Below are 14,786 nucleotides of genomic sequence, written 5' to 3'. Positions count from 1 at the left end.
ACCTTAATCAAATCGGGTCAAACTGAGATCGCGATAATCAAGCAGCTCTCGCAGCACTGAGGTTGCAAAGCACCCGGCCGGCAAAGAAAAGTGGAGTGTCACCATTTGCTGCTTTGCATCAATATCTATCTTGGCATCCGTTATCGACAAACGAATGCGCCGGCGCTCCTGCTTTAATCCAAACTTAGCCAGTCCCTGACAAATATCGGCATATTGCTCAGCAACCGCTTGCTCCAATGCTTGCGGCTGCTCCTGAGTCATAAGCTGACCAGCTCCCCACATTGAAGCTGTTATATCGAGATCTTTTTCAACAAAGCGCTGTTTAATATCGTCACTAAGTTTATCTAAGACAAACACCGACTGACTACCCGCAAGCATTAACACATCACCCACTTGCAATTGCTCGAACAGTTGCTGTTCAAGACGAGTAGAAATAATTTGATTAAACACTAATGAGCGCGCCGCCGATAAATAGATACTACGTTTTTTCTTATCTTTTACCTTTTGTCCAGCAAATAACGCTTTTGCCCGATCGATATTACCACCATCGCGGCCAAAGCGCTGCTCACCAAAGTAGTTCGGCACCCCATGTTGCGTTACCCCATGCCAGCGACGGTGTAAAGCATCAACATCTGACACATTTCTTAAGGTAATGGTAAAGTGATTACCGCTTAAGCTACCAATGCGCAATTTTTTGTGGTGACGCTGATAAGACAAAATATCAACGCCTGGTAAGGTAAAACTGGATAAATCGTATGATTGTTTACCAGGCAAATGAATGCCAAACCATTGCTCAGTAACAGCAAAACGATCTTTTAACCCGGCATAACTCACTAAGGCATCTTTAACGCCAAAATACTTTGCTAATTGCCGGGCAACCATCACCGTATTAGCATCCGCTTTTCTTATTTTGATCAGTAAGTGTTCACCTTCACCACTAGGCTCGAATGGCAACAACTCTTTAACTACAAAATCTTGAAGCTCACTTCTTAAATCACCGGTAATTTCGGGTTTTCCGTACAAATACGCCCCATCTGCTAACATGCTATGCTTCATCCTTTGCCATTAATAACACCACGGCATGCACGGCAATGCCCTCTTTTCGCCCGGCATAACCAAGCTTTTCAGTGGTCGTTGCTTTAACATTGACTTGATCAAGCTGACAATTTAGATCTTGTGCCAAGCATTCTCGCATCGCCAGTAAATGAGGGGAAATTTTCGGTGCCTGAGCAACGATAGTGATATCGGCATTACCGAGCTGATAACCCGCTTGTTCCATTAAGCCCACCACATGGCGTAACAAAATACGGCTCGAAATATTTTCATACTGGCCGTCGGTATCCGGAAAGTGATTACCGATGTCGGCCAAGCATAATGCCCCTAGTATTGCGTCACATAAGGCATGAATCGCGACATCGCCGTCAGAATGAGCAATAAAGCCATGCTCAAAAGGAATTTCAATTCCCGCTAAAACAATGGGTCCCTGGCCACCAAATTTATGGACATCAAAACCATGACCTATTCTCATATTTGCTCCTGCTGCTCACTACTGTCATTTATGCTTTGCTGCTTCGTTAAAATAAATTCCGCCAGCGCCAAATCATCCGGACGGGTGATCTTAATATTCTCACTGCTACCTTCTACCAGCTGACATTGTCCGCCAGCAAATTCTATTGCCGATGCTTCATCTGTGATCATAGCGCCGCTTGAGATCGCCTGTTCAATTGCCTGAATAAGTAGCTCACTTGGAAACATTTGCGGGGTTAAGGCATGCCATAAATTATCCCGCTCTACGGTTTCAGTTACCATACTATCTTCACTACGCTTCATGGTATCTCTTACTGGCAGTGCTAAAATTCCCCCTTGCTGTGCGTTTAAACAAGCATCAATAAGCTTTTCGATATCGCTTAAGGTGACACAAGGCCTGGCAGCATCATGCACTAACACCCAAGGGAAACGGCTGCTATCTATCGCCTTTAAACCCGCTAAAACAGAATCAACTCGCTCCTGGCCACCAGTTACAATACGTACATCAGTATGATTGGCTAATTGAGTATCAGGAAAATATTCATCCGCCTCTCCTAAAGCAATAATCACCTGAGTAATTCGCGGGTGCGATAATAATTTTAAAACGGTATGTTCTAAAATTGTCGACTGAGCTATTTTTAAATATTGTTTAGGACATGAGGTCTTCATGCGCTTACCCACTCCAGCTGCCGGTACAACCACAGCTAAAGGATTATTCACCTGCTTCATATAAGCACATTAACCTTTCGTTTGTTTATCGTTAGGAATAATACGAAAAAAGGTTTCCCCTTGTTTGATCATCCCCAACTCTTTGCGGGCACGCTCTTCAATCGCTTCCAATCCTGATTTTAAATCATCAGTATCAGCATAGAGTAACTTATTCCGCTGCCTGAGCTTGTCATTATCCAGTTGCTGGCGTACCACTTCATCTTTCAATGCAATATAGTCAGGCACACTATTTTTACCGAACCATAGTCGGTATTGCAGCAGCACCAAAAACACCAGCAAAATGCCGGACACTATTCGCATATTAGATTGATCAGTAAAATGAATATTATTAGCGTATTATAAGTGCGCATACAGCGCTGTAAACCTTTAGCGGCAATATCAGCTAAAAGATCACCGGTTGTTTAAAATTACGCCAATTTATTGCGCACGACAGTAAAAGTTCACGCAGAGAAGGGATCACCGGGTTCGTTTTATGATCATTCACCCAGCAATGTCCGGTACAGGCTGCCGTCATCACCCGCTTGTTCGGCTTCAATAAACGATAATTTGCGTTTACTTTCTTATCTTTTTGCTCGGTATCATTTAGATAAAACCAGCCATGAACATTGGTTCTAAATCTGTGATTTTGTTGATCAATGCGATCAATGGAGTCCAATACGATATGAGTAGTGGTAGCAACTGGCACCACTAAACCATGCGTTAACGTCTGTGCTAGATACCATTTATTAACCTCAGCAATTTCCTGTCCAGATAACGGCATGTGTGCCGCCTGTTTCGCCGACCAGCTAGCATTTTGCACATCTAAATCTAACGGCGTCTGTGTTTGCAACATTAAGTGCGCAGTGCGCTTAATATAATAAGGCAGACTTTTTAACCGCCCCTGAATTACCTGAGGCGACTGAATATCAGCGTTAGCCAGCTGAGCAATTTCCCGTTCATAAAGCGCACTACAAAGCTCAGCAAAATCTGCTGATTGAGTTTCGTCTTGCCACAGGGAGGTTTGCTCGGTCATGAATTGCTTGGTTACTTTTTACTACAACTTAGTTCAAGTAATAAGCATACGGCATTATTTAGTAAAATTCATTAGGGAAATTAATTATCTACATCTAGATGAAATAACGCATTACTCGCAATAAGTTACTTGGTGTGATAAAAATTCATATTATTTAATAATTCCCTAGTCCTCAGTTAAAAAGCACATAGTAGGCGATATTGAATTATTAGTTTTACAATCACACGCGGAGAGTATTTTTGACTATTTCAGATTGGGTAATGATTTTATCTGTATTTTCTGGGCCTATTGTTGCAGTTCAGTTAACTAAGTATTTAGATGCTAAAAAAGAAAAACGTCAGCGTAAATTGGATATATTTAAAACTTTAATGGCTACTAGATCTTACTCAACATCATGGGATCACGTAATGACATTGAACCGTATCGATTTAGAGTTTGAACTTTCACAACCTAAAGAAAAAGCTGTTATTGAAGCTTGGAAACAATACTTAGATTTACTAAATGATAAGACGATCAGCAGTGAGCAATGGGGCACAAAACGTATTGAGTTATTCGTTGATTTACTCCATAAAATGGCTTTAGTTTTGGGCTATGATTTTGATAAAACGCATATCAAAAATTCATCATATTCACCTATGGCGCATGGTAACATTGACAATCAACAAGCAAAAATACGTGAAGGTATTATAGAAATACTTGAAGGTAAACGTTTTGTGCCAATGAAAATAACTAACAGGCCAGAGCAAAGTTAATTCAAGACTCAATTGTCAATAACCATTTGTTCAAGGTGATAGAAACAACACTTTTAATGAAACGTATTTTCAAAATAAAAAAACCACTCAAGCGAGTGGTTTTTTATTAATCATCAAATGAAAAATAATCATTAATTTTGCAGCTAGTTACTTTTAGGACAAAGAAGTTGCGCGGAGTTGACGCTAGTCAATGAGCACAACTGATGCCGACATAAAAGCTAAATAGCAATAAAATTGCTGATTATTGGCCTTTCACTTCTGATAAGCCTTTGAAGATGGCTTTGTCGCCTAAGAACTCTTCAATACGTAACAATTGGTTGTACTTAGCAACACGGTCTGAACGACATAAAGAACCAGTTTTGATTTGACCAGCCGCGGTACCTACCGCTAAATCAGCAATAGTCGCGTCTTCTGTTTCACCTGAACGATGAGAGATAACCGCGGTGTAACCTGCTTCTTTCGCCATACGAATCGCCGCTAACGTTTCAGTTAATGAACCGATTTGGTTGAATTTGATCAAAATAGAGTTAGCGATGCCATTTTCAATACCGCGCTGTAAAATCTTAGTATTAGTGACAAATAAATCATCACCAACAATTTGTACTTTATCGCCAATTAATTTGGTTTGATAAGCAAAACCGTCCCAGTCAGACTCATCTAAACCGTCTTCAATTGACACGATTGGGTATTGGTCACATAAGCTTGCTAAGAAATCTGAAAATTCATTAGCTGTAAATTGCTTGCCTTCACCTTTAAGATCGTAAATACCTTTATCTGCGTCGTAAAATTCAGAAGCAGCACAGTCCATCGCTAACGTCACATCTTTACCTAAGACATAACCGGCAGCTTCTGTGGCTTCTTTAATCACCGCTAATGCATCAGCGTTTGATTCCAAATTCGGTGCAAAACCACCTTCATCACCAACCGCCGTATTCATGCCTTTGGCAGACAATACTTTTTTCAAAGAATGGAAGATTTCAGCGCCCATACGTAACGCTTCACTAAAATTAGCGGCACTGACTGGCTGGATCATAAACTCTTGAATATCGACGTTGTTATCCGCGTGTTCACCACCATTTAAGATATTCATCATCGGCAATGGTAAAGAGTACTGGCCTGATGTACCGTTTAAGTCGGCGATATGTTCAAACAATTGTACTTTCTTTTCCATCGCAGCCGCTTTAGCGTTAGCCAAAGACACAGCCAAAATGGCGTTAGCACCAAATTTTTCTTTATTTTCTGTACCATCTAAGTCGATCATTACCTGATCAATTTCTGCTTGTGCTAACGCATCTTTACCGATAAGCGCCGCTGCAATCTCGTTATTTACTGCTGCAACCGCTTTTAATACCCCTTTACCTAAATAACGGGCTTTATCACCGTCACGTAATTCCAATGCTTCACGTGAACCTGTTGATGCTCCAGATGGCGCAGCGGCACGTCCCCATGCGCCAGTTTCTAAATAAACATCCGCTTCAACGGTTGGGTTGCCACGTGAGTCCATGATTTCACGAGCGATAACTTTACTAATTTTAGCCATTATTTTTCCTCTGAAATACTCTCGATAAACGATGAGCCATTATTAAATTAACCACACACCTTGCTATTAAAACAAGGTAGTTAAAAACAGAAAACCGCAGCACTGGGCTACGGTTTATTTATCATGATTTGTTTAACTTGATTGCTGTTTTTGATGCTCAAATGTCGCAGCAATAAAGCTTTCAAATAGTGGGTGTCCATCTCTTGGCGTTGAGTTAAACTCAGGATGGAACTGCCCGGCAATAAACCATGGATGATCTGGAATTTCAATCACCTCAACTAATGTTTTGTCCGTAGAAAGTCCCGAAAACACTAAACCAGCCTTGCTGATTTGTTCACGGTAGTTATTATTTACCTCATAACGGTGACGGTGTCTTTCATAAATTGTTTCACTACCATATACGTCACAGACCTTGGTACCTTTCACCAAGTGGCACAATTGTGACCCTAAACGCATAGTACCACCAAGATCTGAATCTTCGTGTCGGTATTCCACTTGACCTGCTTCGTCTAGCCATTCATTGATTAAACCAACCACAGGATACGGCGTTTCTGGATTAAATTCAGTGCTGTGTGCGTCTGTCAAGCCAGCAACATTTCGGGCGTATTCAATTAACGCTACCTGCATCCCTAAACAAATGCCTAAATACGGTATTTTGTTTTCTCTAGCATATTGTGCAGCTAATATTTTACCTTCAACACCACGCTCACCAAAACCGCCTGGCACTAAAATAGCATCTAGGTTTGCTAATTTTTCGATACCTTTCGCTTCGATATCTTGAGAATCGACGTACTGAATTTTCACATTAACCTGATTTTTTAAACCGGCATGTTTTAATGCTTCATTCACTGATTTATAGGCATCTGGTAACTCAATGTACTTACCCACCATACCAATAACTACTTCACCTTTTGGATTCGCTTCCTGATACAGTACACGCTCCCATTCAGATAAATCCGCTTCAGGTAAATCTAAACCAAAACGCTTACAAACTAATTCATCTGTGCCTTGAGATTTTAATAATGCCGGAATTTTATAAATAGAATCAACATCACGCATCGCAACAACCGCACGTTCTGCAACATTAGTAAATAACGCAATTTTCGCTCGTTCATTTGCAGGAATAACCCCTTCGCTTCGACAAACAAGAATGTCAGGGAAAATACCGATAGAGCGTAACTCTTTCACTGAATGCTGGGTTGGCTTGGTTTTAATTTCACCCGATGCTGCTAAGTAAGGCACTAACGTTAAATGCATAAACATCGCACGTTCACGACCAAGCTCAGTACCTAATTGACGGATCGCTTCTAAAAACGGTTGTGACTCAATATCACCGACAGTGCCGCCGATTTCTACCATAGCGACATCATAACCTTCAGCCCCTTCAATCACCCGACGCTTAATATCGTTAGTAATATGAGGAATGACCTGAATGGTAGCACCTAAAAACTCCCCCCGACGCTCGCGAGCAAGAATATCTTGATAAATCAGTCCGGTAGTAAAGTTATTGCGCTTAGTCATTTTGGTACGAATAAAACGTTCATAATGGCCTAAGTCTAAGTCAGTTTCTGCCCCGTCTTCAGTGACAAACACTTCACCATGCTGAATAGGGCTCATAGTCCCTGGGTCTACATTAATATAAGGATCAAGCTTTAACATGGTTACTTTTAAACCACGCGCTTCTAATATTGCAGCTAATGATGCAGCAGCAATACCTTTACCAAGTGACGATACAACGCCGCCCGTAACAAAAATATATCTAGTTGTCATGCGATACCCAGAGTCAGGAAATTCAGAAATTAAAGTTTAACTTTTAGTGCTTTAAGCTATGTCAGGCAAGTCAGGTTTATGAAAAACAGACCCGCTCAACAAGACGGGAAAACATTATACCGAAAACCACCGAACACAACAATACAAAGCCCAAGCTAATCTATAGAAAATAGCTTATTTTTTTCATTTCTCTAATTTAATCCCTGATAAATCTCAGTTACTATGGGGATCGTCAAATATCTCAAGTAATGGATAAATAAATGAGCTGTCAGCAAGTACTGGATGCTATTGATCACATTAATCAACAAGATCCAAATACAACATTAGTGAATAATATCGAGCAACCGAAAGAGTTAGTCTACGGTCATTATATGAGTGCCTGTTTAGAAAAGTACTGGCCTGACGCAAATGAATTATTGCAAATTGCGGTGCGCGCACAGCATATTAAGCGCTGGCATATTGCTCGTAGTGAATACCCATCAGGTAAGCAAGGCTATTTAACCTGGCGTAAAGCGCTGGGAAAATTTCATGCCGAAACCACTAAAGAACTCATGATCAAACATGGTTATAGTGAGCAGGATGCAGAACAAACCTCAGCAATCATACGGAAAGAGCAATTAAAAAAGAACACTGATAGCCAAACCTTGGAAGATGTCGCCTGCTTAGTATTTTTACAACATTATTTTGAAGAGTTTGCCGCTAAACATAGCGAAGAAAAAATCATTCGAATTTTGCAGCTCACCTGGCGAAAAATGTCAGAGCGTGGGCATGAAATTGCGTTACGCTTACCATTACCCGCACATTTAGCTAAACTGGTTGAACAGGCACTTAACTAACTATTACCTTAAAGTTTAATACCAAACTGCATAATATTTGCTTAATCTTAATGTAGAACAACTATATTTTCACAAATTTTATTTGTTCTAATGACACTACTAGTGTCCTAAATGATTAAATGTTTATGTCGATTGATATAATAAGGTGATAGCTTGTAGAAATATCATCCGGCTATCACCTATTTCAATACGACTAGTTAATACAAATGGATTAGTTATTGCCTTAAGATAGAAATATCAACGACATCTAACTCAATCGCCTCCTGAAGACATAAACACTCGAATAGCGTATAAGCATTAGTTTGATGGAATTGAATGAAATTTATTCCTAGCAATTCCTTTTTCTTGTTAAAATGAATACAATTCTTAACTTTATTCAGTGTAAGCATGACGAGCTTGCTCCTGAACTCTTACAAAATAAATTTTCTGACTCTTTGAGGTAGTTTTATGTCTGCATTTGGTACCGTTTTTATGCCTGAAATGGCAATTTCCTGGTTTGATGGCTCTACATGGAGTGAGCATGAGATGGTCTCAAGCAATAGCATACAATTGCATCCGGGAGCACATGTTTTACATTATTCAAGCACTTGTTTTGAAGGCTTAAAAGCATTCCGTCATCAAGATGGCTCGATTAAAATTTTCCGCATGGATAAAAACTTAGCGCGCTTTGCTCAAAGTGCTCGTTTACTGGATCTACCAGCCATTGATCAAGAGGCTACCGCGCAAATGATCACATCAAGTGTTGCTCATTTTGCCGATGAAGTACCTGCGCCTCCTGGGTCAATGTATATTCGTCCAACCCACTTTGGTACTGAGCCTGCTATAGGTAAGGCCGCGGTACCTTCGATGACATCAGTACAATATATATTACTTTCTCCTGTTGGCGATTACTTTGCTGGTGGCGATACTTGTTTACGCGTGTTGGTCGATGAAAAAGGCATGCGCTGCGCGCCTCATAACGGCATGATCAAAAGTGGCGGTAATTATGCCAGCGCCCTACGCCCAATTATGGATGCCCGTGCTAAATATAAAGCCGATCAAGTGCTGTTCTGTCCAGGTGGTGATGTACAAGAAACGGGTGCAGCTAACTTTCTTTTAATTGACGGTGATGAGATCATTACTAAAGACCTTGATGAAAGCTTCTTACATGGTGTAACTCGAGATTCAATTCTGACCTTAGCACGAGATATGGGCTTAAAAGTTTCAGAACGTGCATTAACTGTTGAAGAGTTAATGGAAAGAGCTGCTAAACCGGGCTGTGAAGCAGCTTTGTCAGGTACCGCTGCGGTATTAACACCCGTTGGTACTTTGATCCATAATGACAAAGAATTCAAAGTAGGCAGTGGCGCAGTAGGCAACACTACCGTGATGTTGCGAAAAGCATTAAATGATATTCAATGGGGTAACAGTGAAGATAAGCACGGCTGGCTTACCGACGTAACCGCTAAATAAAACTTATTTACCATAAGAAAGGCAGCTTTCGCTGCCTTTTTTATGCCTGTTTGCTCAATATTCTCTTAGCAATAACACGAAAAAATGTGCGCTAGCGTTCTGCATTCCAATTAAAGAAATACGCCCCTAATGATAAAAATAACAACGACATTACCGCTAATACGCCTAGGTGGTAACTAATATCTGCCAATGTTGCTCCTTCAGTGATCACTTGTCGGGCTCCAGCAACTAAATGAGTTAACGGCAAAAATTCAGCAAATGTTTTTAATCCCTCAGGTGCTCCTTCTAAACTAAACCAGACACCAGATAAGATCATCATCGGCCAGGACGTTAAATTTAATAAGCCGCCGATAAGCTCCTCACTCTTACTTTTACACGCCACTAATAAACCAAGCGAAATCAGACTAAAGGCGCCAAGCACACCTACCAGAAATAAGTCGAGGTAACTGCCCAACATGTAGAAATCAAAAAAGAAGTTACAGCCGACATATACCAAGCTGCTGGTAAACATCACGATAAACATCCGTGAAAACAGCTGAGCGCTGACAAATTCAAATGCCGATAATGGTGTGGCTTTTAGCCGCTTTAATACTGCATTTTTTCGATAACGAACTATGACATAGCCAACGCCAAATAAGCAGCTGAACATCATATTCATACCAAGTACCCCCGGCAGAACCCAGTCGACATAACGAATTTTCTGCCCTTCAATTTTCAATGAAGTGAAATCAGGGTGCTGAGCTAAAAATAATTTTTCAACAAAGTAGCCCTTTGGCGAGTCCCGATTGACCCAATAATGCTGAGTGGAAAAATCAATCAACATATCGATATTATGCTGCGAAAGTTTGATCTTCGCTTTATCGACATCCTGATAACTAACAAAATCAATATATTTCGTTTCAAGAAATGGCGAGCTAATTTCTATTAACTGCATCACTCCCACTTTATAGGCTGACTTACCATTGCCGGAAAAAATAAAAGACATTGCAATAATAATCAGTACTGGAAATGCCAGACTCCAACCAAGTGATGATTTATCCCTGAAAAATTCTATATTACGTGCTTTTACTACCGCTAAAAATCGTTTCAAATTCATATTATTCTCTCAATGAATGCCCGGTCAACTTTAAAAACAAATCATCTAAATTAGCCGACTTTACATGCAAACCTTCTAGCGATACCTGCTCAGCAATTAATAAAGAGAGGGTTGCTTCGACATGCTGAGTCGCTATTTCCACCCGTTCACCAAGGATACGCCACTTATGCTGTTCAATTAACGCCACTGGTAATTGCGCTAACGGTAAATAAATAAAGACATCGGTAAAATGTTTATTCAGTAGTTGATGTGGTTGGCCGCTTTCAATAATTTTACCTCTGTCCATGATCACCACTTCATCACACAATTGCTCCGCTTCATCCATATAATGCGTGGTTAAAATAATGGTTTTATTATTAGCCTTAATGTTTTCAATGAGCTGCCAAAAATTTCGTCTGGCCTGTGGATCAAGCCCGGTTGTCGGTTCATCCAGAAAGACGATATCAGGATCGTTAATCAGTGCTAATGCCAATAATAAACGCTGTCGCTGGCCACCAGAGAGCAAACGATTATCCCGATCAAGAAAATCACCAAGATCGCATAATTCAATCAGCGTTTGATGTGGCAATGTTTTACTGTAAAAAGACGTAAATAAATCTAAGGTCTCTTTCACCGTTAAAAAATCTTGTAATGCCGTATGCTGGAACTGGATGCCGATCTGTTGGGCAATATCCGCCTGCGCTGGCTTGCCATAATAGTTAACCTGACCAGACGTTGGCAGAATAATGCCTTCCATAATTTCTATAGTGGTGGTTTTACCGGCGCCATTAGGCCCTAACAAGCCAAAACATTGGCCCTGCTTAATAGAAAAATTAATGCCGTCAACCGCTCTAACATCTTGATAAATCTTAGTTAAGTTTTCTACATCAATAACTGAACTGTGCAAAGTGTTATCCTTTATCCTTATTTCTCAACAAAATAGTACGTCATTGATGAGTGTTTTACACCCACTAGCCCGACAAAAAAATCGTTAAATTTTACCGACGAAGACAAAACAACCAAATGATAATGATTTTCATTTGCAAATACATGCATTTTTTTCTATATTGATCTTAATCAGCAATAACTCACAAGCAAAATTTAGAGGTCAATCACATGGATGCATATACCCGTAACGATCTACACGCAGACTTAGCGCAGGTTGGTATACCACAAAAACTGCTGGCACAACTGATCACACAAGGTCTTTTAACAAGTGATCAATGCCGCTGCTTAAACGGTATTGCCAAGCATACAATTTGGCAAACCTTACTCAATAATAGTGTTAAAATAGAGGGATAATGATGAGCTTAGGAACAGCACAACTGGCACCACTTAGTATTTTAGAGAACTGGTTAGAAATATTAATTAGCACCTACTGCCAGCACCCTAGTAAAGCGCTGGCAAAGGTAATTGATTACTACATCAGTCGCATTTTGGCTCAAGATGAATTAAGCGCGACACCATTACTAAAATGCCAATATATAAGCATGAAAAAATATTGGCGCTGGCAAAGCAAGTAGTAGCTTTTGATCTCTGCTGTATACAATTTTACTCAACACCATACACTAAAGATCAACCTGCCCTAACCCATTAACTGTTTAACCCCGCTTATTAATGCCTGATTAAACTGCTTTTTACCCGTAAAGCCAAGCCGTTGACAGATATCTGTCACCCGCTGCTTTTGTAAAATTCGGCTCACGAGTAAATCCAGCACCTGGGGCGCGATCTTGTCACGACTCTGATTCAATCTGGCAAGTAACCCCAAATGTAAGCTATAGGCACAATTATCATAAAGACTGCGTTGCTCAATAAAATTAGCGATAACTTGTTGATCATAAGTTGTTAACTGTGGTGCCAACGTTTCTGGGCACTGCTTTAATAACTGATACACCAATTGATACGGTAACCACTGAAACTGATCATTTAACAAAAAAGAAAATTGTCGGTAAAACTCTTGCTGTAACGGCTCAAATAACCCCCTTGCTGCTGAATTTAACGGCTGTAATAACAAGGCAGAGTGCTCACCACTAGCTTTATCACGACTAAACCCTATGCGCACTACTTGATAATTTGCCTTATGCCAAAATTGCAATAATGAATGATTCGCACCAAAACTAGTCCCTAATATGGCAATATCTTGTTGCTGCGCATACTGTTGCACTTGCGTTAATAAACCCAGCCCAATCCCCTGCTGCTGAAATTGCTCAACTACAGCAATACGCATTACTCTCAGGTATGAGTATTCAAATGCCTGTTGACAATTAGCATGTAAATATAATGATTGAGGTAGAAAGTGATTTTTCAGCCGCTTTTGTGATTGCGCAACTTGCTTAATTTCCGCATGCTCAACCACACCTTCGACCATAGCTAAGGCAACAGCAATGCACTGACTACCAGCAAAAGTAGCAAATATTCTCAAAGAATTATTATTAAGCAGTAGCTTTAAATCACTGGGAGTTGTCTGATAATGGGCTCTGACCAAAACATTAAAAACTTGCTGTAACAAGGCTTCATCGTTAAACAATTGCTGTTGAGATAACATCCGGCTCGTTAAATTGACTTGAGCTAAACTTTCATCTTGGTTATTCCCGTCATTCTGGTATCCCGCCAATAAAAAGCTGTTAAATATTAACTGTTCTAACGGATCATTTTGTTGCCAACGAATTGGCTGATGGAGGTGCAATTGTTTAAACTCAGGCGCTTTTTGTGCCAGCAATTGCTTAAACTTAACGCTAAAGCCCCGGCCTGCCCCTTCATAACCATGTACGGTTGAACAAAAGACAATACGATGATAGTTCTCGACAAACTGAGCCAATAAATAAACAGGAATACCCGCTGCCTCATCGACTAATAATAAGTGAGCACTTGGTAGCTGGTGCACTAGATTATCGACGGCAATAAACTGCACTTGATGCTGATGAAAACAAAAACTGCTGCCTGCAAGTGTCCCTAGTGGGCAAGAATGTTGTAACTGGGCAAAAAATACCTTAACTGCATCACTGTGCGGTGCCGTCACTAAAACCGTTAAGCCGCTATGTTCTTTCGTACTTTGCAGTAAATTCGCAACTGCTATCGCCAATGCGGAAGACTTACCACGTCCACGGTCAGCCGTTAATACCAACGGACGGTTTCGATGACCAGTAGCAACTTTTTCTATCGCCTGAACGGCGCTAAATTGCGCTGGTGTAGTACAATCATGGTGATGGTAATTAGGTTCGCTTAATTCAGCTACACCATTAAATAACAGCGCTAAATCAGGTAAACACTCATCCTGTTCATTTATCACTAACGTATTGTCATCAGCTGTCACTTGTTGCCAAATACGCTGAATAAACAAGTTATTTTGCTCTTTAATGAGCACCGGCGGACATAACCACAACATCACACCACCTGCTTTAATTGTACCACTTAATGCAGCAAACGCATCAGGATGAAAGTCGGCATCGGCAAAAAATACCAGATCATTTTCACTGCCAAGATGATGACGATAATTTGCTATCACTAACGCAGGTTCTGCAGTAAATTGCTTGCCATAAGCTATCGCCCGATTTGATAAACGCCCCTGTTGTTGCTCAGAACTGGTCAACAGCGGTTTTATCATTTGATTTGACCAACAAAGCTCACCATGTAACACGACCAGACAACGATGTTGTTGTATCACTAATCTTTGACGTAACGTATCAAGCCAGCGCTGAAAAGGTAAAGGATGCAAAATTACTCAATTTTAGAAAAACATTTTGCTCAGTTTAACAAGCAAACTTAAAAATCTAAACTAAACTTAGCAAAATTGAAAAGCGTATTTATCAGCATAAAGGTTTGTTTATTTACTTGATTTATAAAAAATTGATTTCAATCAATATCCCTTTTTTCTATCAGGTCACAATAATAACCCTAGTAATCAATAAGGATATACTAATGAGTGACAATAATAATCCTGAGCAAGTGAAAAAGTATGAAAAAAATACTTTTATCTTTCTTGCGGTGTTTCTAGCACCAATCCTATCAATCATTATTGTCGGTGGTTTTGGCTTTGCAGTTTGGATAAGCCAAATGCTTTTCGGCCCACCAACATCTTAAAAGCAAAGGACTA

At 40.3% G+C, this 14,786-nt stretch carries 16 protein-coding genes; 6 read left to right on the top strand and 10 right to left on the bottom strand.

Going from position 1 to position 14,786, the window contains the following annotated elements; all coding sequences use genetic code 11:
• Positions 1 to 3: 3 nt before the first annotated feature.
• The 5 genes from truD to QQK06_RS15095 form a co-directional block, all read right to left on the bottom strand.
• On the bottom strand, positions 4 to 1,056 hold the full coding sequence (gene truD, locus QQK06_RS15115) for a tRNA pseudouridine(13) synthase TruD (RefSeq protein ID WP_284245591.1): 1,053 nt from the start codon (positions 1,054 to 1,056) through the stop codon (positions 4 to 6).
• A complete protein-coding gene (gene ispF / locus QQK06_RS15110; protein ID WP_284245589.1) occupies positions 1,046 to 1,528 on the bottom strand; it encodes a 2-C-methyl-D-erythritol 2,4-cyclodiphosphate synthase in 483 nt (160 codons plus the stop codon). The genes truD and ispF overlap by 11 nt, the downstream gene beginning before the upstream one ends.
• The gene (ispD, locus tag QQK06_RS15105; protein WP_284245587.1) at positions 1,525 to 2,256 is read right to left on the bottom strand and encodes a 2-C-methyl-D-erythritol 4-phosphate cytidylyltransferase; all 732 of its coding nucleotides are present in this window, start codon (positions 2,254 to 2,256) and stop codon (positions 1,525 to 1,527) included. The genes ispF and ispD overlap by 4 nt, the downstream gene beginning before the upstream one ends.
• A gap of 9 nt (positions 2,257 to 2,265) precedes the next feature.
• Positions 2,266 to 2,556 (bottom strand): cell division protein FtsB, encoded by a 291-nt coding sequence (gene ftsB, locus QQK06_RS15100; protein WP_284245585.1) that lies wholly within the window; start codon positions 2,554 to 2,556, stop codon positions 2,266 to 2,268.
• Between the two features lie 82 nt (positions 2,557 to 2,638).
• A complete protein-coding gene (locus tag QQK06_RS15095; RefSeq protein WP_284245584.1) occupies positions 2,639 to 3,268 on the bottom strand; it encodes a hypothetical protein in 630 nt (209 codons plus the stop codon).
• A gap of 239 nt (positions 3,269 to 3,507) precedes the next feature.
• Between QQK06_RS15095 and QQK06_RS15090 the strand changes: the two genes are divergently transcribed.
• On the top strand, positions 3,508 to 4,020 hold the full coding sequence (locus QQK06_RS15090; protein WP_284245583.1) for a DUF6680 family protein: 513 nt from the start codon (positions 3,508 to 3,510) through the stop codon (positions 4,018 to 4,020).
• 241 nt (positions 4,021 to 4,261) lie between these two features.
• On the opposite strand, the gene eno is transcribed toward QQK06_RS15090, so the two are convergent.
• Positions 4,262 to 5,560, bottom strand: coding sequence for a phosphopyruvate hydratase (gene eno / locus QQK06_RS15085; RefSeq protein ID WP_284245582.1), 1,299 nt, complete (start codon positions 5,558 to 5,560; stop codon positions 4,262 to 4,264).
• A 132-nt stretch (positions 5,561 to 5,692) separates the two neighbouring features.
• Positions 5,693 to 7,330 carry a CTP synthase gene (pyrG, locus tag QQK06_RS15080; RefSeq protein ID WP_284245581.1) on the bottom strand — a complete coding sequence of 546 codons (1,638 nt, stop codon included), beginning with the start codon at positions 7,328 to 7,330 and terminating at the stop codon, positions 5,693 to 5,695.
• Positions 7,331 to 7,590: 260 nt separating this feature from the next.
• Between pyrG and QQK06_RS15075 the strand changes: the two genes are divergently transcribed.
• Positions 7,591 to 8,166, top strand: coding sequence for a DUF4202 domain-containing protein (locus QQK06_RS15075; RefSeq protein ID WP_284245580.1), 576 nt, complete (start codon positions 7,591 to 7,593; stop codon positions 8,164 to 8,166).
• 447 nt (positions 8,167 to 8,613) lie between these two features.
• Positions 8,614 to 9,618 carry a branched-chain amino acid aminotransferase gene (locus QQK06_RS15070; protein WP_284245579.1) on the top strand — a complete coding sequence of 335 codons (1,005 nt, stop codon included), beginning with the start codon at positions 8,614 to 8,616 and terminating at the stop codon, positions 9,616 to 9,618.
• 91 nt (positions 9,619 to 9,709) lie between these two features.
• On the opposite strand, the gene QQK06_RS15065 is transcribed toward QQK06_RS15070, so the two are convergent.
• Together QQK06_RS15065 and QQK06_RS15060 are read right to left on the bottom strand one after the other, a co-directional pair.
• Positions 9,710 to 10,714 carry an ABC transporter permease gene (locus QQK06_RS15065; RefSeq protein ID WP_284245578.1) on the bottom strand — a complete coding sequence of 335 codons (1,005 nt, stop codon included), beginning with the start codon at positions 10,712 to 10,714 and terminating at the stop codon, positions 9,710 to 9,712.
• Between the two features lies 1 nt (position 10,715).
• Complete coding sequence (locus tag QQK06_RS15060; RefSeq protein WP_284245577.1) at positions 10,716 to 11,600, bottom strand: ABC transporter ATP-binding protein; 885 nt, start codon at positions 11,598 to 11,600, stop codon at positions 10,716 to 10,718.
• Positions 11,601 to 11,809: 209 nt separating this feature from the next.
• Between QQK06_RS15060 and QQK06_RS15055 the strand changes: the two genes are divergently transcribed.
• Both QQK06_RS15055 and QQK06_RS15050 read left to right on the top strand, forming a co-directional pair.
• On the top strand, positions 11,810 to 11,995 hold the full coding sequence (locus QQK06_RS15055; protein ID WP_284245576.1) for a hypothetical protein: 186 nt from the start codon (positions 11,810 to 11,812) through the stop codon (positions 11,993 to 11,995).
• Positions 11,995 to 12,216: a hypothetical protein gene (locus QQK06_RS15050; protein WP_284245575.1), complete on the top strand. Its 222-nt coding sequence runs from the start codon at positions 11,995 to 11,997 to the stop codon at positions 12,214 to 12,216. The genes QQK06_RS15055 and QQK06_RS15050 overlap by 1 nt, the downstream gene beginning before the upstream one ends.
• Before the next feature lie 62 nt (positions 12,217 to 12,278).
• On the opposite strand, the gene QQK06_RS15045 is transcribed toward QQK06_RS15050, so the two are convergent.
• Entirely contained in the window at positions 12,279 to 14,408 is a 2,130-nt protein-coding gene (locus QQK06_RS15045) for a tRNA(Met) cytidine acetyltransferase TmcA domain-containing protein (RefSeq protein ID WP_284245574.1), read from the bottom strand.
• A 203-nt stretch (positions 14,409 to 14,611) separates the two neighbouring features.
• Here QQK06_RS15045 and napE point away from each other — a divergent pair, with 203 nt between their 5' ends.
• Positions 14,612 to 14,773 (top strand): periplasmic nitrate reductase, NapE protein, encoded by a 162-nt coding sequence (gene napE / locus QQK06_RS15040; protein WP_284245573.1) that lies wholly within the window; start codon positions 14,612 to 14,614, stop codon positions 14,771 to 14,773.
• Positions 14,774 to 14,786 lie beyond the last annotated feature (13 nt).

Origin of the sequence: Thalassotalea insulae, assembly GCF_030161395.1 — a bacterium.
Taxonomy (GTDB): domain Bacteria; phylum Pseudomonadota; class Gammaproteobacteria; order Enterobacterales; family Alteromonadaceae; genus Thalassotalea_E; species Thalassotalea_E insulae.
The sequence above is the reverse complement of the archived record's forward strand: the minus strand, read 5'-3'. Positions and strand labels throughout refer to the sequence as shown.

Bases quoted from the DNA above. Each gene is read 5' to 3' on its own strand.
- QQK06_RS15050 (WP_284245575.1), top strand. From the start codon at position 11,995: ATGATGAGCTTAGGAACAGCACAACTGGCACCACTTAGTATTTTAGAG.
- QQK06_RS15070 (WP_284245579.1), top strand. From the start codon at position 8,614: ATGTCTGCATTTGGTACCGTTTTTATGCCTGAAATGGCAATTTCCTGG.
- ispF (WP_284245589.1), bottom strand. From the start codon at position 1,528: ATGAGAATAGGTCATGGTTTTGATGTCCATAAATTTGGTGGCCAGGGA.
- ftsB (WP_284245585.1), bottom strand. From the start codon at position 2,556: ATGCGAATAGTGTCCGGCATTTTGCTGGTGTTTTTGGTGCTGCTGCAA.
- QQK06_RS15065 (WP_284245578.1), bottom strand. From the start codon at position 10,714: ATGAATTTGAAACGATTTTTAGCGGTAGTAAAAGCACGTAATATAGAA.
- ispD (WP_284245587.1), bottom strand. From the start codon at position 2,256: ATGAAGCAGGTGAATAATCCTTTAGCTGTGGTTGTACCGGCAGCTGGA.
- truD (WP_284245591.1), bottom strand. From the start codon at position 1,056: ATGAAGCATAGCATGTTAGCAGATGGGGCGTATTTGTACGGAAAACCC.
- QQK06_RS15075 (WP_284245580.1), top strand. From the start codon at position 7,591: ATGAGCTGTCAGCAAGTACTGGATGCTATTGATCACATTAATCAACAA.
- eno (WP_284245582.1), bottom strand. From the start codon at position 5,560: ATGGCTAAAATTAGTAAAGTTATCGCTCGTGAAATCATGGACTCACGT.
- QQK06_RS15055 (WP_284245576.1), top strand. From the start codon at position 11,810: ATGGATGCATATACCCGTAACGATCTACACGCAGACTTAGCGCAGGTT.
- pyrG (WP_284245581.1), bottom strand. From the start codon at position 7,330: ATGACAACTAGATATATTTTTGTTACGGGCGGCGTTGTATCGTCACTT.
- napE (WP_284245573.1), top strand. From the start codon at position 14,612: ATGAGTGACAATAATAATCCTGAGCAAGTGAAAAAGTATGAAAAAAAT.
- QQK06_RS15095 (WP_284245584.1), bottom strand. From the start codon at position 3,268: ATGACCGAGCAAACCTCCCTGTGGCAAGACGAAACTCAATCAGCAGAT.